This is a genomic window from Desulforamulus hydrothermalis Lam5 = DSM 18033, from assembly GCF_000315365.1.
Classification (GTDB): domain Bacteria; phylum Bacillota; class Desulfotomaculia; order Desulfotomaculales; family Desulfotomaculaceae; genus Desulfotomaculum; species Desulfotomaculum hydrothermale.
In genome coordinates, this window is the sequence record NZ_CAOS01000008.1 from 67150 (window position 1) to 92947 (window position 25798).

Sequence of the window (25798 nt, forward strand, 5' to 3'; positions counted from 1 at the left end):
ACCATGATTGACCCCCTGGAAATATTAGCCGTAAAAAAAGAAATTTTGCTGCCCGTCCCGCCTTTCCTGGAATATAAAGCAGTTATTACCGCAATTGAGGATAATTTATTCTGGATTAGCCTGCCCAAACAGGCCGGTCAGGTGCTGGTTTTACAGGAAAAACAACACCTGGAAATCCGTGTGCCGATGCGTTATGGCTTGTACAGCGCCAATACCAGAGTGGTAAAAATCGGCAACCATCACCACAAGTTTTATGGCTTATCCATGCCGGATCGTTTTCAAAAACTGCAGGCCAGACAGTTTGTACGGGCTGATCATGCCACCAACGTTTTGTTCTCGTACGGCAGTGAAACCGCTCAAACATCCATGCTTAATTTTTCCGAAGGGGGCTGTATGGTCTATGTAACACCCTCCTTGGAAAAAATGCTGCAAAACAGTGAAGCGGACTTTAAGGTTAGTTTTCAAGTCAAGGATGAATGTTTTTCTGTTTTAGCCCGCCTGGCCTGGCGGAAAATTGCCGATTACACTCCCTATGCAGGCTTTCAGTTCACAAACCTGTCGGCCGCCCAGCAGCAAAAACTGGCCGATTTGGCTGCCCAAGTGGAGCAGTCCCAAAAGGGTCACACCTAATAAGTAAAAAACATCCCGGTTCACTATTAAAGTGGGACGGGATGTTTTTTATTGAAAATAAATGGAGCGGGTGATGGGAATCGAACCCACGTACCCGGCTTGGAAGGCCGGTGCTCTACCATTGAGCTACACCCGCATACATAAACAATATTTTGTTTAGGAACAGATTTTATTATACCAAATCAGTTTTATTTGTCAAGGGATAAGCTAAAATTAACCCGGCAGCCCTGCAAAAAAAGAAAATGCACTGGCCTGGCGCATTTTCCAAAATAATACCTATGGTATCTATTTACGGGTAAAAATAATCAATATAGATTATTTCTGCCTGAATCTCATCGCCTCGGATTTCAATTAACCCCACTGAAGGCCGGTCTTTGCCCCTGGGGTGTGCCGGGCTGCCCGGGTTGATGACCAGAATATCTTCCACCAGCCGGCAGTCGGCAATATGCGTATGGCCGTAAACCGCCACCCTGGCCCCCAACTGCCTGGCTCGTTCCCAGACGGCGTGAGCATCCCGCTTAACCCCGTGGCGGTGGCCGTGGGTCATATATATTTTATGACCGGCCACCTCCAGCAGCTCCTCCTGGGGCCCGTCGCCGGGAAAATCACAATTTCCCATTACCGCCCGGGCAGGAATTTCCAGGGTATAGGCCAATTCGTCACAGTCCCGGTAGTGGTCACCGGCATGCAAAATGAGATCTATTTCGCCCAGCTGTTCCAGCACATGGTAGACAGCCCCCAACCTGCCGTGGGTATCTGATACAACTAAAATTCGCAAACTTAACCCTCCCGGTTGACGTACAGGCGGTTCAGTATTTCCACTGCCTTGCGCAGTGCCTGGCCCCGGTGACTAATGGCATTTTTTTGCTCTAAATTCAATTCCGCAAAGGTTTTTTGATAAGCCGGCAGGTAAAACAAGGGGTCGTAACCAAAACCACCCTCGCCTTTTAATTCACGCAAGATAACGCCTTCGCAAACACCCTCTGCCGTGTGCACCGCACCGCCCGGTTCGGCAACAGCAATCACACAGCGAAACCGCCCGGTACGCTGCTCATCCGGCACATCCGCCAGCAGCTGCAAAAGTTTTCGGTTGTTGGCCGCATCGTCCTTGGGCTCGCCGGCAAAGCGGGCTGAGTAAACGCCCGGTGCGCCCCCCAAAGCATCCACCTCCAGCCCTGAATCATCGGCCAGGCATATCTCCCCGGTAAAACCGGCCGCAGCCGCTGCTTTTTTTACAGCATTGGCCATAAACGTGGTTCCGTCTTCCTCCACTTCCGGAAAACCCGGATATTCGCCGATGGATATTACTTGCATTTGAAGGTGCTTTAACATTTCAGCCAACTCTTTAACTTTTCCCTTATTATTGGTTGCTAAAACCAGTTTCAACCTTTACACCTGCCCGATGGCGGCAGCTAATTTGTCACCCAGTACCTGCCGCTGCACTTGATTTATCTCATGAATGCCCGCCGCAGCCAGATCCAGCAGGCGGTTCATTTCATCCCGGGAAAAAGTGGCTTCTTCGCCGGTTCCCTGGATTTCCACAAAACGCCCGGTGCCGGTCATCACCACGTTCATATCGACGGCGGCCGCTGCATCTTCCGCATAGCACAAGTCAATAACCGGCACCCCGTTGATAATGCCGACGCTGGTGGCGGCAATCAGGTCGCTAACCGGTATTTTCTCTAGCATACCTTGTTCCACCAGTTTATTCAAGGCTAAAATCATGGCCACAAAGGCACCGGTAATGGAAGCGGTTCTGGTGCCGCCGTCCGCCTGGATAACATCGCAGTCCAGGGTTATGGTGCGCTCGCCCAGCGCTTCCAGATCCATCACTGATCGGAGAGCACGTCCGATCAGCCGCTGAATTTCCATGGTCCTGCCGCCCAGCTTGCCCTTGGCCGACTCCCGAACGGTACGGACGCCGGTAGCCCGCGGCAACATGGCATACTCGGCGGTAACCCACCCTTTACCCAAACCTTTTAAAAAAGGAGGCACTTTGTCTTCCACCGTAGCGGTACAAATAACCCGGGTGTCTCCTACTTCAATCAGCACAGACCCTTCGGCGTACTTGTTATAATCAGGTGTTATCACCACCGGGCGCAGTTGCTCCGGTTTTCTGCCATCAACTCTCTGCATTAGAATGGGCTACCTCCTTATGTTATTTCTTTGGAACGCCGGCGAGCCCGGCGAATTAAATGGAATTGATCCGGCGGATCGGCGGGACCCGCTCCTTCCACCACCGGCCCCACCAAACCCACCAGTACATAAAGTTCCTCAATGGGATCCCACATGAATTCTTTCACCAACCGGAAATTGGCAATTTCACTGGTTTTCTTCACATGCAGCCGGGGACCGGTGCAGGGAAAGGTACCCTGGCCCACTTTAATGTGCGTTTCATCCTGGTAATAAATGCAAATATCCTTATTAATAATCTCCTGTACTCTTTTTTCCAAAGCATCCAGGTCAATCCGGGGCTTTTCATCAAACTCCAGCACAAAGCCATGCTTTATATCGCTGTGAACCTTTGGCTTTTTAAAACCCATTTCGTACTGCAGCACCATGCTGGTAATGTCTTCTGCCGTATGGGCCATTTTGCGGTATATCAGAGATTCAAACACAATATCGGCAATTTCCTGGGGTTTAGGACCAAATATATTCGGTCTGGTAACAATAACTTCTTCGCCGATGCCGATTAAAATTTGAGCATTTATGTTCAGCATAGGGTACAGCAGGTCAAAGTGTTCCACAATCACCCGCCGGTCATGTTTAATGGCTTCCCGCACCGCTTCCACAATGGTCCAGGGCTGGCTGAAAGCCATTTCAAAGCGCATATCCAGGTGATAGGTGCGGCTGCGGAAGTGCTTTTTTTCATAATCGTCCAAAAGCGGCAAAGGCCGTACATTAATGCCGTCATCATCATTGGTTAATTCCAGCCCGGGAAACATGCCCCGGATTAACAGCGACTTGCCCGCCCCGGCATCTCCCACAAAACCAATTAAATGATCTTCCGGACTGAGATAACGGTGGGCCAGGCTGCCCCCCAGGGCCAACAAACGATAGCGCCCCCTGGGAGCAAAGTAAACCGCGTGCATCAAATATTCATGAATAATAGAAACCGGCACAGCTTACCCCCCTCATTACACCTCTAAGGTGGCTCCCTCCCGGGCCAGTTCCACCTGCCGGCCAAAACCTTCCGCCGCCTGCCGCTGCAGCAAAGACAAAACATATTCCGGATAAAAATGGGTAATGACCAGCCTTTTTGCCCCGGCGGCCCGGGCCAGTTCACCGGCCTGCCGGGCCGTCAGGTGGTTTTCCTGCAGGTAATTCATGTCACTGTCCAGCCCGCTGGCTTCGCATAAAAATAAATCGGCCCCGGCAGCCAGCTTAATCAGTTCTTCCTGATAGGCGGTATCGCCGGAATAGACAAACCTTTTGCTGCCCTCAAGCAACATGCTGTAAGCAGGCAAATTGTGCTTGGCGGGCACAAATTTAACCCGGCAGCCGGCCACATGTACCTCCCTGGGTTCGGGCAGCCGGTCAATAACATTTATGACAAAGGCATTGGTGAAACCTGTAATGCGGTCAAAATCCTCTGCCGGCCCGTTGGGCAGGTATAAAGGGATTGGTTTGTCCATGCGTCCTTCCCGGATGGCAGCTTCAATGGCATGGCGCAGTGCATATATATCCATCAAATGATCCGGATGCAAGTGGCTCAGCAAAACTGCATCCAGCTCTTGAATGTCAATGTGCTGCAGCAGGCGGCTCAATACTCCGTTGCCTGCATCCAGCAACAGGTTGCGGTTATTTTCTTGCAGCAAATAACCCGAACAGGCACCGCTGACTCTGGGATAAGGGGCCCAGCAACCGAGCACGGTTAGTTTCAATTGGTTGCACCTCCGGTGGTGTTGTCTTAAGTGTTTAAAGCATATTGGCAGCACCCGATGGCGCCGTTATACTGGGGATGATCCGGCACCACCACAGGCACTTTCATCTCCGTGGCAATAATTTTGACCAGAGCTTGATTATGGGCAACCCCACCGGTAAAAACGATGGTGTCGCTCAGGAGTTTGGTCAGCATGGGTTTCATTCGCTTGAAAATAGTATAATTAACGCCGGCCGCCAGGGAGGAAACCGGATGTCCCTCCACCACCTTGCCGATCAACTCGGTTTCACCGAAAATAGCACAGGTGGAGTTTAAATCCACCGGGTGTTCATCATAGCGTGCCAGTTCCTCCATCGTCATATCCAGCACCGCAGCCATGTTTTCTAAATAACGCCCGGTGCTGGCGGCACACTTGTCATTGGTTTGGAAATCAATCATTTTCCCCCGGGACACCAGCACCACCTTGCTGTCCTGGCCGCCCAGGTCTAACAGGGTAAAATCTTCAAGTCCGGTCTGGTACATGGCGCCCAGCACATGGGCTTTAATTTCCGGAATAACCGCCGCTCCTTGCAGGTTAATGGTCTGCCGGCCGTAGCCGGTGGCCACCAGCCGTTCCGGCCGCCCCAGACCCAAGGCGGCCAAATCCACCTGCAGCTGTCCCGCCACACTGCGGCCATGCTGCCGGTAGAAAGATACCGTATCATATCTGTGCAGCTGCAGGCTGCCGTCAGCCGCCAGCAAAGCAACCTTGACGTGCCGGCTGCCTAAATCAATACCGCAGATCAAAATGATCACCTCAACATGTCTAAAAAGGCATCCAGCCGCATGCGGGTACGGGCATCTAACTTATTGGGCTTATCCCCTTCTAAGGTGAGTATGGGGTATTTTAATTTTTGCCGTACTATTAAGTCTTCAATCTGCCGGTAGCAAAAACTCTGCGCATAATGAATCACCCCGTCCACCTGCCGCCGCTCCAGCTCCCGGCTGATATCTTCCAGGCGGTAAAAAATACCGTATGGATAAGTATACATTCTGTACTGCTCCACAATATCCCGCACCGCAAAGGGCATGGTAAACTGCCGCTGTACTTCATTAAAAACCACCCTGGCGCCCCGTTCCTCCAAATAATCATATAGATCGTCCACAATGGGCGGCACCCCGATATAGGCCAGCCTGAGGCCGCTTTTAACGGGTTGTTTGTGTGGTAAGCCGGCCAGGTAAGCATCCGCCCGGCCGGCAAATTGTTCCGGGTCGCCTTCAAAATCGCTGCAGCAAACCTGAAAAAGGTGGTTGTCCCAGCCGCTGACCTTATCCCCTTGCCAGGTAAGACGGTCAATTTCATGCACCTTCTGCCGCACCCGGTCCAACCTTTCCTTGGTCCGGCAAACTTCTGTCCAGGTGGTGCCCAAGGCTTCAATCAGTTTTTCAATTTGCAGCTTGAGTAAATCATAATCCCGGTCAAAGGGAAAAGCAAAAGGGATTACTCTGACCCCGGCCAGTTCCAAGGTTTCCATTAAGGCATGGGTATTGCTGCAGTCTCCCTGGGTAACAGCCACGATGGTGTTAATCTCCCGGTGGCGCAGGGCAGTGGCGTAGAGCCCTTTAATCCAGGCACACAGGTTGCGCGGGTAGCCTGCCAGTTCTGCCTCTTCCACTAACGCCTGGGGGTTTTCGTCAGTAATAAAAATGTTATTGAGATCCACCGGTATCATCCCGGCGGCGTAAATTACTTCTACCGGTATTGTTGTGGTCATGCCGATTTTTTGCATGCTTTAGGCAAATACCCCCTTGGCTCGCAGCAGTGCCAGGGTGCGGCTCATTTCATTATAGGTAATCATTAATCCCTCGTCCACACCCATGCCCGGTTTAGCCAGTATCTGATCCGGCCGGGTAGCCAGGCCGATATGCACACAAACCTGTGAGGAGCGGTCGGTTTCGTTGCAGGTGCCGCCCAGATAAGCCCCGATGCCCCGCTCCCTGGCGTACAGAACCGCTTCAATGGTATTATTAATGCCGCCCAGGTCAGGGGTTTTGATTTGCACCATATGGCCGGCTCCGGCATCCACAAATTCCCGAATATCCTCCAGGGTATTGCACCACTCATCAGCCACAACCTGCACGCCGCAGCCCCGGCTTTCCAGCAGTCGGCACAGTTCGGCCAGGGCTTCCATTTGCGCCGGTTTGCTGCCCCGGTCCACAGGGCCTTCAATGCGCAGCTGCAGGGGGGCCGCGGCCAGCTCTAACCTCGCCAGGTAGTCAGCCATGCGGTCTGCCTTATCTGCAAAGGCCTGTCCGATGGTGCCGTAAACATCTATATGTAAAACGGGCCGGTAGTCTTCGCCGCCCAACCGGAAAGCACGCTCCCTGAGCCAGGCAACATAATCCAACAGTTTTTCTCCCTGATGACCCAATTTTTCTTGAACGTTGTTAATCAAACCATGGGGCAGCACATCCGCCCGTTTGATAATAATTTTATCCGCATTGGTGTAACGCTCATCCCCGGTCTGGCAAAAAATCGGCACCGGTTTATCAACCAGCCGGCAGTTATATTCCCGGGCCACCACCTCGGCCATGGTGCAGCGTGCCACGCGGGCAGCGGCATCCAGTAAAGCCTGGGTTACGCCGTAGCGGATGGCTGTGTGCAGGCGGTTGCCCCGGGCATCCTGCCGGCGGTCAAATTCCTCCGCCAGTTGCCGGAACCCGGTTACTTCGCGGCCAATTAAGCCGGGCAGCAGCTCTTGTTCTAAAAAAGGCATGAAGTCTGCCGCCAGAAACAGGGGATCCCGGCCGCCGGCGCCGGAATACTGCACCGCCGCACAGTCACCGTAGGCCACCGTACCGTCCTCCAGCAAAAGCATCACAGATATGGATTCGCCCCGCTGGCGCACCGCAGCAAAACCAGGAGTGACCGGCTCACCCAGATAGGCAAAGCCGTCCTGCCGCCGCCCCAATTTAATGGCCTTCTGGTCATCAAAATAAAAGCCGGTTAATCCCGGCGATACAACTGCAGCCGTAATTTTCATGTGCTGTCTCTCCTCTTGCTTCTTCTTACCTGGGTTTTCCTACCAGCATACCTTTGCCGATGGCATAAATATCATCAATTACCATTTGAAAACTGGGATCCCTGCCTTCCGTTTGACCCCTTTGTTTTATTTTCTCCCGATGAATTTCTTTTATATCTTCACGGAAGGGCAAGTTGCCAAAATCCAATAAGCGCACCGCCCCTTGATGATCCCGGGCCGGCAGCAGCCGACCGGCGTTATAGCGGCTGGGCGCAAAGGGCACATCAATAATGCCCGCTTGAAATCCCCGTACAGTGCCCAGGGCGATGTCGCCGTCACCGAAATCCAGCAGTTTCTCCAGGATAGACCTGGTTTCTTCCTTAATTAACTCTTTTTCCTGCCGGAGATCCTCAAATTCGGGCAGCGGCTGATCCTTCAACATGTTCAGCACCTGTTTGGTAGCGCGAATGCCGGCGGCATTGGCCTCTTTGGTAGGAATACCCAGGGCCTCATGGGGTGTCTTGACAATTACTTTGGTGGCTTTGGCCAGGGCAGCAGTGGCTGCTCCCCAACTGATCACTCCGAAAGCCTTGCTTTCATCCTGGGGAAAACCGCCCATCCACTGGTGAAAAACTGTGGTAATAACTACATTGTGATAACCAAAACGGTTTAAATATTCATCGGCCAGTTCTTCCAGGGAACGTACCGCCGCCACATCCTGGGTCAGGTTGCCGCACTGGCCGTAACCCAGGGTGATGCTTTTAACCCCCTGTTCGGCTGCCAGCAAAGCTTCAATAATTGCTACGCTGTGGGAAACACAGGGCGGCACCAGGGTACCGGTCAGGGGGCCGAAGGGCTCCCGGTTAATAGAAATGCCCTGTTCCTCATAGTAGCCTACCAGACGATCCACATACTGCCAATCCCGAATCGACCGCTCCAAAGGTACATCCTTGGCATAAGGAATATTATAAGAAATGCCCCCGCCTTCATAGGCGGTAAAACCGCCTGCCAGCGTAATTTCAGCCAACAGCCGCGCATCCGGCGTGCCATGACGCACCTGCACCGGTACCGTCAATGCCTCTGTCACTTCCCGGCAGGCGGCCACGCCGTGGTTTACCGCCGGGAAACCGTTCAGCATGGAACGCCCCACCGAACGGCTTTCTTCAATGCCCGATTGGGCTTCCTGGTAACGGTTCTGCCGGGTATAGCTGTCGATGGTGGTGGGCAGCAGGTCGGCGCCTCCCTCATCCTGCAAATAGCGCAGCAATTCAATATGTTCATGAACCAGGGCAACGCCGGCCCGGGGCTGGGCCAACGTAAGTTTTTCCTGTTTGGCCTGAGCAAGCTTTTCGGCAAACCGGCGGGACACAGGAATCCCAGACTGGTACGCCACCGCTTCCGCCAGGTCTACTTCCCGTCCGGTGGGCCAGGTATTTAAAACTTCCTGTCGTATGTGCAAAAATTCATCCCAATCCAGTTTTTTATTGGCCAATTGCAAGTGTTAGCCACTCCTTCCATAGCCAAAGGCATTATATTTTCGCAATATATTTCTTGGCCAGCCGCAGGGCGGCGGTGGCATTAACCTCCGCCAGCAAACCAACAGCCGCCAGAATATACTCTTTGTCCAGCATCATCCGGGGGTTTTGCGGCCGCAGCACAGTGGGCTGCTCCTGTTTAAACAACGCCCCCTGCAATATTTCTTTGGCATTGGGGTGATGCACAATAACCCCGCCGGTTCCAATCAGATAAGGCACCTGAGTTAAGTCTTTGCCATGCTGTATATACATAGCACCCATAGGGGTCCAGGCGGTTTCCAGGGTGCCGGCATGCCGCTCCATGGCTAAATCAACGGCCAGACGGGCCATGGCGGTGTCAATTCGCCGCTGGTTGTGGTCGGACGGCAGCAGCGCCACATGATCGTGGGCCATACGAACATAGGAGATAACTTCTTCTTCCGTCACGCCGGCATAGGACGCCAGTTGCTTGGCACCCACCGTTTCCAGCAGCGACAAAGCACTGACCCGCATGCCCAGGTCACCTTCTACCGTACGCTTGGCAAAGGGTTCCGGCAACCCTTTAAATGTTACGCCGGAGCGGCTGGGATGCCCGGCCGCCAGGGAATGAACATCCGTGGTGGCACCGCCGATGTCCACGATTACCAGTTCGCCCCAGCCGGGCTCCTCGGGGGTGCCTTTGGCCAGCAGCTCCGCAGCCTGCAGTACCGCTGCCGGTGTGGGCATCAGCACGCCTTGAATATACTTTGCCGCCTGCCGCAGTCCCTTGGCCTCGACTATTTTTTCCAAAAAGGTTCTGCGGATGGTTTCCCGGGCCGGTTCTACATTTAATTTATTTAACTCAGGCAACACATTTTCCGTCAGCCGCACGTCTTTACCGGACTGCGCCAGGATGTCCCGCACTTCCGGGGCAACAGACTTGTTGCCTGCCACAATAATGGTATTGCCGCACCGGGCCCCGGCCAGCATCCTGGCATTATACAGAATGGTATCACTGTTGCCGCCGTCCGTACCGCCCGCCAGCAGGATAATATCCGGGCAGTTGGCATCGATTTGCGCCACCTCGGCTGCTGTCAGCCGGTGAGCATACACCCCCAGCACCCTGGCCCCCGCTCCCAAGGCAGCCTGCCGGGCAGCTTCAGCAGTCAGCTCCTTAACCAGCCCGATGGCCACCATGCGCAGCCCGCCGGCGGCACTGCTGCAAGCCAAGCGGTGCTGAAACTGCGGCAGGTCACCCGCAAAGTGAGGTTTGATCTCCTCCAGGGCCTGCTCCAACCCCTCCAAGATGCCGGTTTCCACCGTCGTAAGACCCTTGGCGGTGGCCACCACTTCAGCTGACACCACATCAACCACCGTAACTTTGGTATAGGTACTGCCAAAGTCAATCAACAGGGCCAGTTCCATGCCGGTTCCCCCTTTAAGGCTGCTGGGCAACGCCAAAATCCTTTAACAAATCATCAATGGCTTGCTGGGGCATGGTGCCGGGGGGATAAGCCCGGTCAAAACCCATGGCCAGGAATTTTTTCTCCACTTCGGCCCAGTCTTGTTTTCCCACCACCAGGTTGCCGCCCACATACATTTTAATGTTGCCAATACCCGCCTCAATGGCCTTTTCGCGCAAACCCCGGCAGTCAATTTCGCCGTGGCCGTAGAGAGAAGAAACTAAAATGGCATCCGCATTGGTTTCCACCGCAGCATTAATAAATTCTTCCTGGGACGCCATAACGCCTATATTTACCACTTTAAAACCTGCCTCAGTAAAAGCATATTCCAGGATGCGGTTTCCCACCGCATGAACGTCCGCCCCGATAACTCCCAATACTAAAGTAAACTGTTTTTTTGCTGCTTCCAAACGGCAGACCCCCCCACCTGTTGTTAATTCCAGGGCAATTTCAAGTTTCAACTTAAAAGCTAAGGATTTGTTTTAGTTTCTCCTATTTTGGAAATTGTTCCTCCTTTTATCATAAAAAAATTTAAAGGTCAGCCCCTTTGGCAAGACTTCCCAAAGAGGTCTGACCCTAATCTATTGACCGCTGAAATACGAACTAATACCCCTGGCAACAGCTTCCGCCGCCCTTTGCCGGAAGTCGGGTGCAGCAAGCAGCGCTTCCTCTTCGGCGTTGGAAATAAAGGCTGTTTCAATCAGGATACTGGGCATCAGGCTGGTACGCAGTACCGCAAAGTTAGCCTGCAGCACGCCGATGTCCCGACGCCCCAAAGCACTTACCAGTTCCCTTTGCACATCCTCGGCCAGCCGCCGGCGGTCATCCCGCTGGTCATACAAGGCCGGCATGGTGGAAGGTGCATAGTAATAGGTAGAGGTGCCGCCAATGGCTGTATTGGGGTTGGCATTGCTGTGTATGCTGACAAAAATGTCCGCACTCAGTTCGTTGGCCAAACGGGTTCGTTCATACAAGTCCACATAAATATCTTCCGACCGGCTCAAGAAAACATTGGCACCCTGTTGGCGCAGGATATCTGCAACTTTCAAGGTAATATCAAGGTTGACATCCTTTTCTTTTAAGCCGTTTTTGCCGGAAGCCCCGTTATCATAACCGCCATGCCCGGCATCTAAAAAGATTTTTTTGCCCGCCAGCCCGTCACTGTAAGAAATCTTAGTAATTTCCAGGGTAATAGATTTTTTATCGGCGGCTGTTTTTACGGTCACCCGGGCCGGCTTTTTTAAATCCACCACCAGGCGGGAAACATAAGGCTCTTTATCGTAGCCGGTTCTGATTTGCTGCACCAACTCGGTGTTGGCCGCTATTGCAGCGGGTGTATCAGCCAGCTGAATGTCCATTAAATTAACCACAAAGCGGTAGGGGTTGGATAAAGTGAAGGTATTATATTGGATGTTATGGTCACAAACAATATTAATGTATGTATGACCTTGCTGTTCGGAAATTTGAACATCCAGCAGTTTAGCCTGCGGCACATAATCCTTTTCAGTACCTTCACCGGCTCCCTGGTTGCCGGCCGGCTCAGCAGCAGGCTGTGTACCCGGCAGCCAGCTCTTATCATTAGAGGGCTGCGGCTGCGGCTCCGGCTGGCTCACATAAGAAACCAGCCAACCTGCCACCCAGGCGGTTGTTCCGTCTTCCCGCCGCACTTGAACCCAGTCGCCGGAGCGGCTGACCACCGGCAGGCGCACCCCCCGGCTGACTTGCCCGGCAACGCTGTGCTGGGTGCCCGGCCCGCTGCGCAGGTTAATGTTATCGCCGTTTACAACGGCCAGCTGCGTGCCGGTGGCCGGGGTAGTCTGGGCAGGCGCAGCAGTACTACCGGTTGGTGTGTTTTGGGTGGTTTGGACTGTTACCAACCAGTTGGCCACCCAACCGACGGTACCACCCAGCTGTACTTTTACCCAATCGCCGTTCTGGCCTAAGACAGACATCAGGTCACCCTTTTTTACTTTCGCCACAATGCTGTAGCCGGTGCCGGGGCCGCTTCTTATATTAAGGATATCGCCGGTTGCTACAGCCACCTTGCCGCTGTTTGCTGACGTGGTGGCAGGTTTAGACGCCGCTGCAGCAGTTGCATTTTGCACTTTCACCAGCCAGTTGGCTACCCAGCCGGTGGTGCCGGCCCCCTGCACTTTTACCCAATCACCGTTTTGGGCAAGAACAGATAATTGTTCACCCTTTTTGGCTTGGCCGGCAATGCTGTAGTTGGTACCCGGGCCGCTTCTGATGTTAAGTGTATCGGCGGTAACCACAGCCACTTTGCCCTGGACGGCGGTGCTGGCAGTTCCCCGGGATACCGTGCCGGTATCCTCAACTGTTACCAGCCAGCCGGCTACCCAGGCTGCTTTACCGCCCACCTGAACCTGATACCAATCACCGCTCTTTGTAAGAACGGGCAATTTATCTCCTTTATTTACTTGTCCCAACAGCGCCGTATGGGTGCCCGGACCGCTTCTTAAATTGAGCTTGTCCGCCTTGACAGTAGCCAGCCAGGCTGCCTCAGCCGAGCCAACCATGCCAATCAGCCAAAAAACAAAAAATCCTGCCAGAATGGTGTACTGAAGAAATCGCTTGCCCATGTTGAATGTCATGATCCACCACCGTTTGCTAAAATAGTCACCTAAAAAATTTTCTACTTAATTGACGAAAAACCTCTTAATTTTGTTACATCCATTTTCGGTAAAAGTTGGAAGATGTAATTAAATGCGTCAAGTTTTTAGCTGAAGCTAACGAGGCATACTATGCATGACGCATAAGCCGCCTGGCAAAAGTAAATATTTTTTATAACACGACCTATTAATTTACGGGGGGATTATCTTTGACAGGACGCCAGAAAATTTTAACCGGTATTTTAGGTTTAATTATATTACTGCTTTTTCCTCACCTCCCCTGTGCAGCCCAGACAACTGCCATCCAATGCTGCCCGCTAAACGAAGACCAGGATCGCATACTAATCCCCAGTACCCCTCCCTTGCAGGGAGATGACGTAAAAAATCTCCAGGCTGAATTAAAGGCTTTGCAATATTATTACGGTCCTTTGAGCGGCATTTACGGCCCCCTTACGCAACAGGCGGTAAAAAAATTTCAGCAGGAACATGGTTTGCCGGACAACGCTGTGGTAGACTGGGAGATCTGGCACAAACTGGCCCTTTTAATCGAAAAACCGGTGGCCGGCACAGAAAAAGTGCCGCCGCCGGCAGGCAAGATAGCAATTATTGTGGATACCACCAAACGCAAGCTGACCGTCATGGCGGATGGCAAACCATATCAGCAATTCAACGTGGCCTGTGGGAAACCCGCTACCCCCACGCCGGTGGGAACCTGGCAAATTACCCATAAAGCTGTCAACTGGGGCACCGGTTTTGGCAGCCGCTGGTTAGGGCTAAATGTACCCTGGGGTATGTACGGTATCCACGGTACCAATAAACCTTTTTCTATCGGCAGTTACGCCAGCCATGGCTGCATCCGCATGCACAACTCCAGTGTTGAGCAGCTGTATCCCTGGGTGCCCCGGGGTACTCCTGTGTATATTGTGGGCAGTCCTTTCGGCGTGCCGGGACAAGGGCACAACAGGTTGGTACGGGGCGACCGGGGCTCGGATGTTTATGAAGTACAGCGCACTTTAAAAAGGTTGGGCTATTACGATGGTAAAGTGGACGGGATATTTGGTTACGGTATGGAAGCAGCGGTTAAAAAATTCCGTCAAGCCAACGGGTTGCCGCCGGACAACTGTGTGGACCGCCACATGTATCAGGCTTTAGGATTGTAAGGTTGATTAACCCGGCCGGCCCCCTCGCTGAGTGCCGGTCTCAGTTTAACAATTTTCGGCTGCCAGTTAAGCTGCTGCAGCAGCGCGTTATACTCGGCCACCGTTACGGCCGGCCAGGGCTTATTTAACAAAGCCACAAAAACCGCCTCCATAACATTGGTGCCAAAGGTTCTGCCCTGCCATTCCGGCGTGGTGGTCACCAGCAGGCCGGCGCCGCACTCCATTAATTCCGTCACATCATCACGGGTGGTGGTGTTGGTTAGTATCAGTTGTCCGTTAAGTCTGTTAGGCAAGTGTTTGCGGATTAAATGGTAATCTCCTGCCACCACGTCTGCTGCCAGGTAATATTTAGCAAACCTGCTTTCGCCGTCCGGGCGTTGTTTTTCCTGCTGCCGGCCGGTGGGATATATTAAGTGAAAGGGCAATCTTGCTACAATAGGCATCAGTTTGGCGGCCACTGTCTGCAGCTTGTCCAAACTGCGCAGCGGGATGGGGATACCCAGGGCAAACATTAAATCGCCCAGGGTAAGGCAGCAACCTGCCTCTGCCAATGCTTCTGCCATGCCAAAACGATCCATGGCACTAACCAGCAACACCCTGGTACCCTGTTGCAGCAAGCCCTGCCGCACCAAATAGGCTACCGCCTGCCTTTCCAGGGTGTTTTTCAACCCGCTGCCGTCAACCACCGGTGTATGTTTAACTGTTTGCAGCAGCCGCCAACCGTCCCGCAAAATATAGCGGTTATGGCCGGCCTGCAAATAAACGTCAATTCCCCCCAGCCCGATGGCATCAACCTGCCCGTCCAGTTCTTTTAATATTGACATAGCCTTGTCCATACTGCCGTCCGTACCAATACGGCTGATTTCAAATTCCTCACCCAACAGGGTAACCCGGACCATATGATTGCGCTTGGATGAACCAAGACTGACACTGACTACCTTTTTCACAAAAATTACCTCCGGTAACTACCTTTAACATCATTGTAACCAAAAAAAATAAACTGCAAACAAAAAAGGGGCTGTGCCCCTAGCGATGTTTCCATTTGTGTTTGCCTTTACCGCCGGTGATATCATGCTTTTCCAGCAATTCCAGTGCTTCATCGTAACTGTCAATATACTTGGACTGAAAGACAGCGGTTTGCCGTTCTGTAAATACATTCTCGGCCACAGCTGTCCCGGGTGATGTTGCCTGCACAAGTTTTTTCACCTGTTCCTTTTCCATGCTTGCCCTCCTTGCCACAGCCGGTTAAAGGGAGCCGCCGTGTTTTTTCAATACCCGGGCTGCCTGCTCACCCAACTTGTCAGTGGTAACCACGGTTACCAGAAAAGCCTTGCCCCCGGCAGTTCCGTAATTGTCTGCGGCCATGGCATAATTAGACGGGTCAGCGGCCGTTAAAACCCGGGCATCCGTATCCGTCAGCCGGCTGGTATGGGCGGAGAACATCGTTAAACCGGTGGCAGTTTCGGCATTGTTGACCGGGTTGTTCAGCGCAGCGTCAGTAGTTACACCGTACCTGGATACCCTGTCCAGAGATACATCGTTAATGCCCATTCCTTTAAGTTCCTGCACAGCCGCCTCCGCCCTGGTGCTGGAGGGGAAATAAGCAAGCAAAGAACGCATTCCCCGGGGTAATGTCATATAATGCCCCCCCCTATCATTGTTTTTTTTATTATGAACCGCTGCCGGAAATTTAATGCTAAAATTTCTTAATTTAATAAGGTCATTTTGTTACAAAATTCCAATTTGCAACGTCTATGTAATTAAGGAATATTATGGTTTCCCCTGCTGTGCTGTCAGATGCATGAGCAGGTTAATTTGCAAAGGAGGTTTTTTTATTGAAGCGCAAACCGATTTTATTGCTTGTGCTTGTTGTCCTGTTGACTTTCAGTGCTAATGCCGCTCTGGCCGGCGACCTGCAGCAAACCTTACTGGATAAACTGCCTCAACCCAAAGACAAATTAACCAGGGCAGAATTTATTGCCATGCTGGTGCAAGCAGCCGCACTGCCGGCACCGGCCAGCCCGGTAACCCTGCCGCCGGATGTACCTGCTGATGCCTGGTATGCCGGTGATTTAAAGGCAGCCTTGGCTGCCGGTATCATCAGCGGCAGTGCCAAGCAAACCGTCAACCCCAACCAGCCCATTACCCAAGCTCAGGCGGTGGTATTGTTATCCCGCGTCCTGCGCACACCAGGCATTGAAGCCCCCGGCCCGTTGCCCACGCCGGTACCCAACAGCCACTGGGCCTTTGTTCCGTTTACTTGGCTGATTAAAGAGGGGCTTGTATCACCTGCCGTAAATCCGGAGGCCCATCTGACCCCTGCTGAAGGAGCAGCCCTGCTGGACAAAGCCTTTGGCAGCGGCAAACTGGCTAAAGAAATTATGGAAAAAAGCCAGGCTGCCCAGGCCGGCTTAAAAACCCTGCGCGGCACCGGCAATATGTCCATGATCATTAAGGCCAACCCGGCTGTTCCTGTGCAAGGCGTGCCGTCCAGCATCAGCATGCAGGCTAAGGTAAACTATGAAATTAACACGGAACAAGGGCTGCACCAGCAGCTTTCCATGAATTTTGGCGGGCTGCCCCAAACCATGCCGGCCATAGAAATGGAACAATACATGGTGGCCGAAGGCATGTACATGAAAATGAAAGATCCCTTGACTGCCGAATCAAAATGGATGAAAATGCCTGCCGGTTCAATGCCGGATTTTGTGGAGCTGATGCAACAGCAAAACAAATTTATGCAGCTGCCAAGCGAATTTGATAAGTATTTCCGTTACCGTTTGGTGGGAGAAAAAACCATTGGCCAGAAAAATTACTATGAACTGGCCTATTTCGGCAATATTCCCGACCTGAACCAGTTTATGAAAATGCTGGGTTCGCATGTTGGCATGAGCCAAGATATGCTGAAAAGCTTTGAGCAATCCGGCAGCATCGTGCGCAGCATTACCATGACCGGCAAAATCCTGGTGGACAAGGAAAAATACTTTGCTGACCAGTCAACTGCCTCTGCTGTTGTAGTATTTAATGATAAGCTTAATGGCCAGCCCTTTCCCATGCAATTGATAAATGCAACATTTAATTTTTCCTATCAAGATTACGGCAGCAAAATTGACATCAAACTCCCTGCCGAAGCAGCTAAAGCTGAAGTGCTTCCTTTAGATGCACAGGTTAATTCTTCAACCAATTAGCAAAAATTAAGTGCGCTGGCGCAGGTCAGCGCACTTAATCCATCAGCAAAAGTAATTATCCCTTTTAGTTCCTGTTTTTGCTTCCGGAGCTGTCAGGGAATTATCAAGCCGGGGTAAACTGTAAAAAAATCTTCGGGGGTGATTAATGTGTTGGGTGATGTTAAACCTACACCGTCGCTGGAGCAATATATTTTAGTGGCTCTTATTGATATTTACAGGGGGCTAAAGGTAAACCTGCCGGTGGAACCAGACCCGCAAGTGCAAAAAAATGTGCTGCGGGATGTTCTCTCTACCGCCATCAGCTTTGCCGAAAAACAAGAAAGCATGCAGGTTATCAGCAATGAATTATTCAAATGCAACCAGGATGGCTGCACCCTGCAGGAGCAAATGGAGATTATTGAACAACAAAGCCCGGATGTTTTGAACGCTAAAATTGCAGCAGCAGCTTATTTATTAAAGCTGTTGAATAAAGAGAATAATCTGCATTAACCTTTGTTCAGCCCGGCAAACCTGCGGCTATACCCTGCTTGACAAAGGAGCTGTCCCAAAAGTCTTTTCCTGTTTTTAGCCACCGTTTTATGATAGAACACCAAAAAATCCCGTTCCACTTGATTGAAACGGGATCAGAGTGACGACAAACATTAGCGGTGGTTTATGATCCCCTTTGGCTCCGGTCTACGCACCGACAGCACTATGATTCGCTACGGTCGCCCTTGGGGTCGCCTCAAACGGGCCATCCTGGCCCGGTTCGGCTGGCGCCCACGTCCTGTGGGCGCCACCCCAATGGCTCCTTTCGCTCATCAAGTGCTGTTGCCGGTGCTTCGACAAGTCGCCGACAGGGGATCACAAAACCGCCTTATTTTGTTTACAACCTTTGTCTACAGTCTGAATCCCGTCTCACTTTATAGTGAAACGGGATTTTTTTATTTTGGGGAAGGATCTGGTTATTCCCGGCCTTTGCTAACAGGTTGGCAAACCGGCGCTTTAAATGGCGCTTTTAAATTTAGTCGGTAAATTCCTGTACATACATTTTGCCATACGGGCCGCCGTTCACCACACCAATGCCTACCTTGGAGTATCGCTCGCTTAAAATATTGGCCCGGTGGGTCGGCGAATCCATCAGGTTAGTATGGGCCGTATTGACATCAGGTGCGCCGGCCAGGTTTTCCCCGGCATAATGATAGGTAATGCCGTTATTTTTCATCATATCGAAGGGTGAACCGTAAGTGGGAGATTGGTGGGAAAAATAGTTTTTGTCAATCATATCCTGGGCTTTCAGACGGGCAATTTGGCTTAACTTAGCATCCATTGCCAGGGGTTTAAGACCTTTTGCAGCACGTTCCTTATTAATCAGGTTGAGCATGGCCTGCTCATCCGCTGTGCTGATGCCGCCGGCCGGCTGCCCGGTGCGCACCGTACTGTTAGCCGGTTGGCTGGTCGGGCCGGCAGTATTGTTTTGCGTGTTGTTATATGTGTAATAATTGTAGGTGCGGTAAACAGTGGTGTTTTGTGTGGCGCCGTTGTTGTACCTTGTGTAGTTGTAGGAGCCATAATTTGCGGTTGTTGTCTGGTAATTATAAGCTTTATAGTTTTGGCTGTTATATGCGGTACTGTTGCTTTTGGTATTGTCATAACTTACATAGGCTTCCGCGGCACTGCCGCCTGTTGCGCCAAAGGCCAGTACCAGGACAAAAACCCCCAGGATCAGGCCGGAAAATATCCTTGCTGCTGTTCTCATGCAACTTCCCCTTTCGCTATTTTTATTTCCACTAAAAAAGTGGATTAGCTATACTTTATACTAACGTATCTGAAACCGGCGTGACAACCAATCATAGCCTGTCTAACACAGGGTTACTCTTAATTAACCCGGCTGTCAAAAAAAAACCTGTCACATTCGCCAAATAACTGACAGGTGGGAATTTTTTATAAATTTATTTTACGTTAAAGATTATATTTATGGAGGATTCTTTCTAAAATTGATATTGCTTGGTTGATAATTTTAATTTTTCCTGTTACGTTTTCAGTAATTAATCGTATATTATTCAACAAGGCATTTGCCTTGGCAAAATATGTTAGGGGGTTATGAAATGGAGCAATCAAACAGCAAGGGCAAGTATTATGTCATAGCTGCAGCCCTGCTGGCAGCCGCCCTGGTTATTTGTTCCTTGGTGCTGGCCAACCCGCTGGCAAATTACGCTGCCAGCCGTTCTTCCATTACGGTTACGGGTTCCGCCAAGAAACAAATTGTTTCCGACCTGGCCGTCTGGCGGGGATCTTTTTACCAGGATTCGGCCACCTTACCTGAAGCCTATAAAAATTTAAAGGGTGATTTAGAAAAAGTAAAGTCTTATTTAAAAAGCAAAGGTATTGCGGAGGATCAAATAACCGTTTCTTCTATCACTACTATGCCGCAATATATTTATAACGCCAACGGCACCAGCACCGGCCAGATCGCCAGTTACCGGCTTTTGCAGAGCGTTGAAATTAAATCCGCCGATGTGCAGAAAATTGCCGGTATTGCCCGGGAATCCACCGAGTTAATTGAGCAGGGCGTTTTCTTTGAATCTCAGCAGCCGCAATATTTTTATACTAAGCTGAATGATTTAAAAGTTAATATGCTGGCGGAAGCCACCAGGGACGCAAAGCTGCGGGCAGAAAAAATGGCGGCCAGCACCGGCAGCCGTATCGGCCCCCTGCGTTCCGCCAGAATGGGTGTGTTTCAAATAACTCCGGTTAACTCCAACGAAATCTCAGACTACGGCATTAATGATACTTCTTCCATCGAGAAAGAAATCACGGCGGTGGTTAATGTAGAGTTCAGCATTAAATAGACAGTCTGTCCCTGCCAGAAACAAGCATCCCGTCTCGCCCTTACAGTGAAACGGGATGCTTGTTTTTGAGTTTTAGCGGGCGTATTAAAATACCACCGCAGCTTCGTCCCGGTCGATAACCCGGCGCATCTCCCGTACCCGCTCCCGCAGGTGCGGGTTGCTGTGGCTGGCATCATCAATCTGGCGCAGTAAATCAATCAGCCGCCGGATAATGGATACGATGTCGCCCTCTTGCAAGCTGGTATTTTCCAACAGGTAGTCCAGCCCCTGGCCGGTGTACCAGGTATGGGCCACAAAGCCCGGGGTACCGGACCAAACCAAAAAGTGGGGCGGCACACCGGCTGCCAGCAATTCCTCCCGCAGTTCGTAAACCGGGCTGGGGTCGTAGGGCGGTGCCGGAACATATTCCCGGCGACCCGGTATATAATCCACTCCGGCTAAAATGCCGGCCACTTGCTCCAGCGGCAGGTCCTCCAACAGGCCGGCAAAGGCCAGTTCGGTAACAAGAATTTCCTGTACATGCAGCTCCAGGGCAAAGTTGCCCCGGGCAAAAAATTCCCTTCCTTTTATGTAACCCAGGTTTTCCAGGATGCTTTTTACATAGTGAAATTCATGCACATATTTTTGCGACTGCTGGCGAATCGCATTGAGCTGCCCCAGCAACCCTGCCCGCTGGTAGCCCAGGGCTTCCAGGCTGTCCCGGGCGTCCGCACACACTTCGTGCAAACAGCGGTGGGCTGGCTGGCTGGCCAGCATTTGCTTAATTTCCTGAATCTTTTCTCTGCTACCGGGGCGGTTTTTGTACTTGGCGGTGCGCAGGCGTTTTTGTTCCCGTATCAGTTTGCGGCGGTGCAAGGGGCAGGCAGCCTCCCCCTTCAGCTCGCAAAAGATGCTCTGGAACTGTTGGTAGCGGCGGTTTATATCCTCCAACAGGGCGGTAATTTCCCGCTGGGCCTGCCGCTCCTGGTAGGCAGAAAAGTTTTGGGTCAGGAAACGATCTATTTCCTCATCTGTTTTCCATTTGAGCAGGCTTAAAACGGTATTGGGTGAAACGGTCAGCCGGCCGTATACTGACTCCACTTCTGCTTCATTAAAGAAACCTGTTTGTTCCGGAAATTTATCATCAATACGGATGTACACATGCCCAACCCGGTCAAAACCCCGTCGCCCGGCCCGGCCCGCCATTTGAAAAAATTCCCGGTTCATCAGGGTGCGAAACTCTTTGCCGTCCCACTTGCGGCAGGAATGAAACAGGGTTGAGGCCGCCGGAAAATTGACGCCGGCCGCAAAGGTTTCGGTACAAAACAACACCCACAGCAGACGGTTTTCGTACAGCCGTTCCACCAGGTTTTTCAGCACAGGGGACAGTCCCGCATGGTGATAACCGATACCCTGCTGCAAAAGTTTCCGCAATACCCTGCGGTGCCCCCGCTGAAAAATATCCGGGTGCTCTTTTTCTGCTTCTAAAATGGCCTTTTGCACCTGTTCTTTTTCATCGGGAAATAAAAAGTCCCATTCCCGTCCCAGTTCAGCCGCCAATTCCTCCGTACGGGCCCGGCCAAACACAAAATAAAGGGCGGGCAGGTGATCTTGAACAGCCTCAATGGCGATCGAGGGGTTTTCTGCTGCGACGTGCTCCACCTTTGCTCCACCTCCTGCTTCTCATGGCAAACTCCTCTTCCCGGGCGGCCCGGCGTTCGGCCTGCCGTTCCTGGCTGCGTTTTTGGGCCGCCAGTTCAATGTATTCTCGGGCTTCCTCTTCATCCATAATGTTGCCGTCCGAGCTGAGCCAATTAATGGCCAGCGGCACCGCCCGGTTGGTTTCTACCACCACCTCCACCGGTTCCCCCCGCACTTCGCTCATCCAGTCAGCAATTTCCCGGATGTTTGGCACAGTGGCTGACAAGCCCAGAAATTTAACATGGGGCGGGGCAAAGATGATGCTTTCTTCCCAGGCCGTCCCCCGCTCCGGGTCATCCAGGTAGTGAATTTCATCAAAAACCACACAGGCCACGTCAGCCAACCCTTCCGGTTCGGCAAAACAGCGGTTGCGAAAAATTTCGGTGGTCATAATTAACAGGGGGGCATAGGGGTTAATGGAAATATCCCCGGTTACCAGGCCCACCGTTTCATGGCCAAACACCTGGCGAAAATCAACAAACTTTTGGTTGCTAAGGGCTTTGAGGGGTGAGGTATACACCGCCGCCTTGCCCTTTTGAATTACTGCTTCGATTAACCGCTCCGCAATAACAGTTTTCCCGGTGCCGGTGGGCGCCGCCACCAGCACATGGCGTCCCTCCAGGGCAGCCTGTACCGCTTGCTGCTGGAAATCATCCAGCGCCAGCGGCCCCACCGGCGGGGGCGGCGGTGTCACTGCCCGGCGGGGTCGTTTTTTACCGGCAGGCTGTTTTTCCCGCTTGGCGCTTTCCCGGGCAGCATCCCGCCGCTGCTGTCGTGCCGCCAGTGACCATTCGTGTTCGATGCCGGGGAACCTTTCCTTAATGGCTTGAATATCACCCCGTCGCACCAGGATAGTGGTTCGGCCGTCTTCTTTCTCCACTTCCCCGGCCGGGTTGATGTATCCCTCGCGCACCAGCCGGCGAATTCGGTCGGGCGTGGTATCCAGCAGGTCAGCCGCCTCCAGGGTGGTTATTTTACTGGCTCCCTTGACAATTTTGTGCAAAAGCGGGTTATATTTAATGGCTTTAACTTCCTCACGCCAAACCCTGACCTGGCCGGCCAGCCGGAAAGAGGTTAACTCCTCCAGTTCGCACAGGTTTAAAATATCGGCCTGGCTCAGCTTTAATTTATCCGCTGCTTCCTGCACGGTCATGGAATGTCCCGCCAGCCAGGCGGCCGGCAGCACCGGCGGCCCCGGCCGGGCTGCCAGGTGCATGCCGGTAAGTCTTTTCAGCTCCTGGGCAATGACCTGTGGGTCGTGGGGATAAGGTGCCGCCCAGAGACCAACACCGTTGACATTAACCCGGCAAGCCCCTTCCGCCTGCATCATGGTTACTGCCGGTTCCCTTTGTTCGGGCTGCTCCAGCAATGTACCCAGGTTGAAAAAAGGCTGCCGCCGGTAAATATCAGCCAATTTCTGTTGCAACCCCTGACCCGCTTGCCGCCGTTCCGTTTCTTGCTGTCCGGCCGGAGTGGCGGTGGTGGTGATGCTGCCGTCCGGCAATATAATAAAGGGCGGAACTTCTTTACCGGTCCGCAGGGAGGCCACCAGGCGGCTGTGCATTTTAAATTTTCTGGTAAAATCAGTTAAGGTTAACGGGCCATGACCGGCCAGGTAACGGGCGGCATCTTCCCAGGCCGCCGGGCTGTCAGCAGCAGCATAGCGGCCGCTCACCAGCCGCACCACCGGAAATTTAACCTGGGGCAGCAGCGGGCCGCCCAGCAGCTGCTCCAGCTCCTGTTTGCTTAATGCTTGGCCGTCGGCAAATACTTCCCGCAGCTTTTGTTCCTGTTTGGCAATCTCTGCTTGCCTTTGCTGTTCTTCCCGGCGCCGCTGCTCTAAGGCCGCCTGTCCTTCAGCAGTGTCAGTGAGGGTAAAACGCCCGTCAGGCAGTTGGATTAACCGGTTTATTTGCTGCAGGGGAGGCATTTCCCGGTCGCCCAGTTCTGCCTGGATCTGTTCGGCTGTTCGGGGTAAGCCGTCGGCCAGCAGTCTTAATACTCTGCCCCGGGCATCGTCTTCCAGCAAGGCTGCCAGCTGCCGTTGCCTTACTGCCAGCAGCTGGGGGCTATAGCTCCAGACTCCCTCGCCAAGCCTGGCTAACTCTGCTGCCGGCACTTCGTTGCGAGCCAGCCAAAGGCCGGCGGCACCGCCTTCGCTTCCCTGGGGCCGGGCGGCTTTTAAGCTGCGTTGCGCCACCAAAGACTGTAAAGCGGGTAGTAAAAGTTGCGGCTTAATTCTTAATTTTAATGCTAAATCCACCAGTTTTATCGGCTGATCTTCCGGCAGCCGGGTTAAGATGAACGATTTGAGCTGTTCCTTGTCGTTAACGACCAAGTTTCACACTCCCCGTCAATAATCTGTCTATTTGTCTTACTGCACATAAACTTTACCATATTATGAAGGATTTAACCAACGCCTTTGAATTATCATACCCAAATATGATTAAAAGCACAAATTGCACTTGCTTAAAAAATCCCCGGTGTTGCTCCGGGGATAAATTGCTTGGTTTTACTGGCAGAAGTCATACCGGTTGCGCCCCCGCCTTTTCGCCAGGTATAATCCTTCGTCCGCCCGCTGCAGCAGCATGTCCGGGGTATCTTCCCGGGTCAGCTCGGCAATGCCGATGCTTACGGTTATCTTTACCGGCTTTTCTTTGCCCGGCAGGATAAATTCCATTCGTTCAATGGATTGGCGCAGTCTTTCTGCCACCACGGCCGCTTCCGGCAAGTCGGTTTCCGGCAGTATTATCACCATTTCTTCGCCGCCATAGCGGCAGGCAATATCTTCCTCCCGCAAATTCAGCAACAGCAGCCGGGAAATATTGCGCAGCACCAGATCGCCGGCCTGGTGCCCGTAGCAGTCGTTAATTTGCTTGAAAAAGTCCAGATCCAGCATTAACACGCTGAGGGGCCGGCCATATCTTTTGGCCCGGTTTACTTCTTCCTCCAGCCTTGCCTTCATATACTGGCGGTTATACAGTTTGGTCAATTCGTCCAAATACATGGGTTTGCTTAAAATACGAACAGCCCGGTAGAGGAAAAACCCTCCCAGGATGACAATAATGCCAAAACTTATAATTATGATATTTCTGACATAAAGAATATTTTTAGTGAATTCCTGGCCGGAAATATCCACCCCCAGCAAGCCGACAAACTGCCCGTCCCGCTCAAATATAGGCGCATAACCGGTAATCAGTTCGCCCCACTTGCTTTTTAAAGGCTCACCGTAGACCGGTTTTTTCTCGGCGTAGGCCTGCTGCCGCAGGGGGTCAGCTACATCGTAACGATCCCGGTTGGTGTAGCTGCTTTCGTCCTCACTGGTAAAGACATAAAAATATTCCAGCGGGGTGCCCGGGGGCTGCCCGAAAACATGTTCCTCCTCCGGGGTGACAAAATAACGGATTTGCGGCCCCTGCAGTTTGGTTTCCACATAGATAAATTTAATATCCTGCTGTTGCAGCAGGGGGGCCATTTGCTTTTTAAAGGCCAGGGTGGCCGGGTGGCGGCGGGAGCTTTGGATATCCAACCCCTGCATCTCCGCAACCAGCTGCCGATCCAGCCGGACTAACTGCGCTGCCACCTGGGCTGTGGCCTGGGCCCGTAGCCCGACATTTTTGGCCAACAGCTCATAACAGGCGTGGTAAGCTGAATAGCCCAGGGTGGCCAGGGCCACTGCCATAGCGAAAAAGGACACAATAAAAATTTGCACCGGTGACGAAAGCTTGATTTTGCCCATCTTCCCACACGCACTTTCATTATGATTGCTTATATTTTAACAGGTGAAAAATATTTATGACAACGAACAATTCTGAATTATATAACTTAAAAAGGAAAT

At 52.2% G+C, this 25798-nt stretch carries 25 protein-coding genes and 1 tRNA gene; 6 read left to right on the top strand and 20 right to left on the bottom strand.

What is annotated here, in order from left to right:
* Positions 1-3: 3 nt before the first annotated feature.
* The gene (locus DESHY_RS05550) at positions 4-630 is read left to right on the top strand and encodes a PilZ domain-containing protein (RefSeq protein WP_008411076.1); all 627 of its coding nucleotides are present in this window, start codon (positions 4-6) and stop codon (positions 628-630) included.
* A 62-nt stretch (positions 631-692) separates the two neighbouring features.
* Here DESHY_RS05550 and DESHY_RS05555 read toward each other — a convergent pair.
* The 13 genes from DESHY_RS05555 to DESHY_RS05615 form a co-directional block, all read right to left on the bottom strand.
* Positions 693-766: transfer RNA gene (locus tag DESHY_RS05555), tRNA-Gly, on the bottom strand.
* A gap of 153 nt (positions 767-919) precedes the next feature.
* Positions 920-1408: a metallophosphoesterase family protein gene (locus DESHY_RS05560; protein WP_008411077.1), complete on the bottom strand. Its 489-nt coding sequence runs from the start codon at positions 1406-1408 to the stop codon at positions 920-922.
* A gap of 2 nt (positions 1409-1410) precedes the next feature.
* Complete coding sequence (locus DESHY_RS05565) at positions 1411-2016, bottom strand: XTP/dITP diphosphatase (protein ID WP_008411078.1); 606 nt, start codon at positions 2014-2016, stop codon at positions 1411-1413.
* A gap of 3 nt (positions 2017-2019) precedes the next feature.
* Positions 2020-2766 carry a ribonuclease PH gene (rph, locus tag DESHY_RS05570; protein WP_008411079.1) on the bottom strand — a complete coding sequence of 249 codons (747 nt, stop codon included), beginning with the start codon at positions 2764-2766 and terminating at the stop codon, positions 2020-2022.
* 17 nt (positions 2767-2783) lie between these two features.
* Complete coding sequence (locus DESHY_RS05575; RefSeq protein ID WP_008411081.1) at positions 2784-3752, bottom strand: hypothetical protein; 969 nt, start codon at positions 3750-3752, stop codon at positions 2784-2786.
* Positions 3753-3767: 15 nt separating this feature from the next.
* Positions 3768-4514, bottom strand: a complete 747-nt coding sequence (locus DESHY_RS05580) for an MBL fold metallo-hydrolase (RefSeq protein ID WP_008411082.1) — start codon at positions 4512-4514, stop codon at positions 3768-3770.
* 26 nt (positions 4515-4540) lie between these two features.
* The gene (locus DESHY_RS05585) at positions 4541-5299 is read right to left on the bottom strand and encodes an acyl-CoA dehydratase activase (protein WP_048817917.1); all 759 of its coding nucleotides are present in this window, start codon (positions 5297-5299) and stop codon (positions 4541-4543) included.
* Positions 5300-5304: 5 nt separating this feature from the next.
* Positions 5305-6282 (bottom strand): 2-hydroxyacyl-CoA dehydratase family protein, encoded by a 978-nt coding sequence (locus DESHY_RS05590; RefSeq protein ID WP_008411085.1) that lies wholly within the window; start codon positions 6280-6282, stop codon positions 5305-5307.
* A gap of 3 nt (positions 6283-6285) precedes the next feature.
* On the bottom strand, positions 6286-7536 hold the full coding sequence (locus tag DESHY_RS05595; protein WP_008411087.1) for a methylaspartate ammonia-lyase: 1251 nt from the start codon (positions 7534-7536) through the stop codon (positions 6286-6288).
* Positions 7537-7561: 25 nt separating this feature from the next.
* A complete protein-coding gene (locus tag DESHY_RS05600) occupies positions 7562-9013 on the bottom strand; it encodes a methylaspartate mutase subunit E (RefSeq protein WP_008411089.1) in 1452 nt (483 codons plus the stop codon).
* A 31-nt stretch (positions 9014-9044) separates the two neighbouring features.
* Positions 9045-10433, bottom strand: a complete 1389-nt coding sequence (glmL, locus tag DESHY_RS05605; RefSeq protein WP_048817918.1) for a methylaspartate mutase accessory protein GlmL — start codon at positions 10431-10433, stop codon at positions 9045-9047.
* 13 nt (positions 10434-10446) lie between these two features.
* On the bottom strand, positions 10447-10881 hold the full coding sequence (gene glmS, locus DESHY_RS05610) for a methylaspartate mutase subunit S (RefSeq protein WP_008411093.1): 435 nt from the start codon (positions 10879-10881) through the stop codon (positions 10447-10449).
* 171 nt (positions 10882-11052) lie between these two features.
* Positions 11053-13083, bottom strand: coding sequence for an SH3 domain-containing protein (locus tag DESHY_RS05615; protein WP_008411094.1), 2031 nt, complete (start codon positions 13081-13083; stop codon positions 11053-11055).
* A 227-nt stretch (positions 13084-13310) separates the two neighbouring features.
* Here DESHY_RS05615 and DESHY_RS05620 point away from each other — a divergent pair, with 227 nt between their 5' ends.
* The gene (locus DESHY_RS05620) at positions 13311-14261 is read left to right on the top strand and encodes a L,D-transpeptidase family protein (RefSeq protein ID WP_008411096.1); all 951 of its coding nucleotides are present in this window, start codon (positions 13311-13313) and stop codon (positions 14259-14261) included.
* Here the strand turns inward: DESHY_RS05620 and DESHY_RS05625 are convergent.
* From DESHY_RS05625 to DESHY_RS05635, 3 genes are all read right to left on the bottom strand, one after another.
* Positions 14243-15208 (bottom strand): hypothetical protein, encoded by a 966-nt coding sequence (locus DESHY_RS05625; protein WP_008411098.1) that lies wholly within the window; start codon positions 15206-15208, stop codon positions 14243-14245. The two genes, DESHY_RS05620 and DESHY_RS05625, sit on opposite strands and share 19 nt — an antisense overlap.
* A gap of 79 nt (positions 15209-15287) precedes the next feature.
* Positions 15288-15482 (bottom strand): hypothetical protein, encoded by a 195-nt coding sequence (locus DESHY_RS05630; protein ID WP_008411099.1) that lies wholly within the window; start codon positions 15480-15482, stop codon positions 15288-15290.
* Positions 15483-15506: 24 nt separating this feature from the next.
* Entirely contained in the window at positions 15507-15899 is a 393-nt protein-coding gene (locus tag DESHY_RS05635) for a hypothetical protein (RefSeq protein WP_008411101.1), read from the bottom strand.
* 197 nt (positions 15900-16096) lie between these two features.
* On the opposite strand from DESHY_RS05635, the gene DESHY_RS05640 reads away from it, so the two are divergent.
* The 3 genes from DESHY_RS05640 (at position 16097) to DESHY_RS14550 (ending at position 18463) form a co-directional block, all read left to right on the top strand.
* Entirely contained in the window at positions 16097-17449 is a 1353-nt protein-coding gene (locus tag DESHY_RS05640; RefSeq protein WP_008411103.1) for an S-layer homology domain-containing protein, read from the top strand.
* Between the two features lie 147 nt (positions 17450-17596).
* Positions 17597-17938, top strand: coding sequence for a hypothetical protein (locus DESHY_RS05645; RefSeq protein WP_008411105.1), 342 nt, complete (start codon positions 17597-17599; stop codon positions 17936-17938).
* 165 nt (positions 17939-18103) lie between these two features.
* Positions 18104-18463: a hypothetical protein gene (locus DESHY_RS14550; protein ID WP_235695523.1), complete on the top strand. Its 360-nt coding sequence runs from the start codon at positions 18104-18106 to the stop codon at positions 18461-18463.
* Here the strand turns inward: DESHY_RS14550 and DESHY_RS05650 are convergent.
* Positions 18453-19187, bottom strand: a complete 735-nt coding sequence (locus DESHY_RS05650; RefSeq protein ID WP_008411106.1) for a CAP domain-containing protein — start codon at positions 19185-19187, stop codon at positions 18453-18455. The genes DESHY_RS14550 and DESHY_RS05650 overlap by 11 nt on opposite strands.
* Positions 19188-19536: 349 nt before the next feature.
* On the opposite strand from DESHY_RS05650, the gene DESHY_RS05655 reads away from it, so the two are divergent.
* Positions 19537-20280, top strand: coding sequence for an SIMPL domain-containing protein (locus DESHY_RS05655; protein WP_008411108.1), 744 nt, complete (start codon positions 19537-19539; stop codon positions 20278-20280).
* A gap of 84 nt (positions 20281-20364) precedes the next feature.
* Here DESHY_RS05655 and DESHY_RS05660 read toward each other — a convergent pair whose 3' ends face one another.
* From DESHY_RS05660 to DESHY_RS05670, 3 genes are all read right to left on the bottom strand, one after another.
* Positions 20365-21921 carry a helicase-related protein gene (locus tag DESHY_RS05660; RefSeq protein ID WP_008411110.1) on the bottom strand — a complete coding sequence of 519 codons (1557 nt, stop codon included), beginning with the start codon at positions 21919-21921 and terminating at the stop codon, positions 20365-20367.
* Positions 21881-24298 carry a helix-turn-helix domain-containing protein gene (locus tag DESHY_RS05665; protein ID WP_008411112.1) on the bottom strand — a complete coding sequence of 806 codons (2418 nt, stop codon included), beginning with the start codon at positions 24296-24298 and terminating at the stop codon, positions 21881-21883. The genes DESHY_RS05660 and DESHY_RS05665 overlap by 41 nt, the downstream gene beginning before the upstream one ends.
* Before the next feature lie 174 nt (positions 24299-24472).
* Entirely contained in the window at positions 24473-25699 is a 1227-nt protein-coding gene (locus DESHY_RS05670; RefSeq protein WP_008411114.1) for a diguanylate cyclase, read from the bottom strand.
* Positions 25700-25798 lie beyond the last annotated feature (99 nt).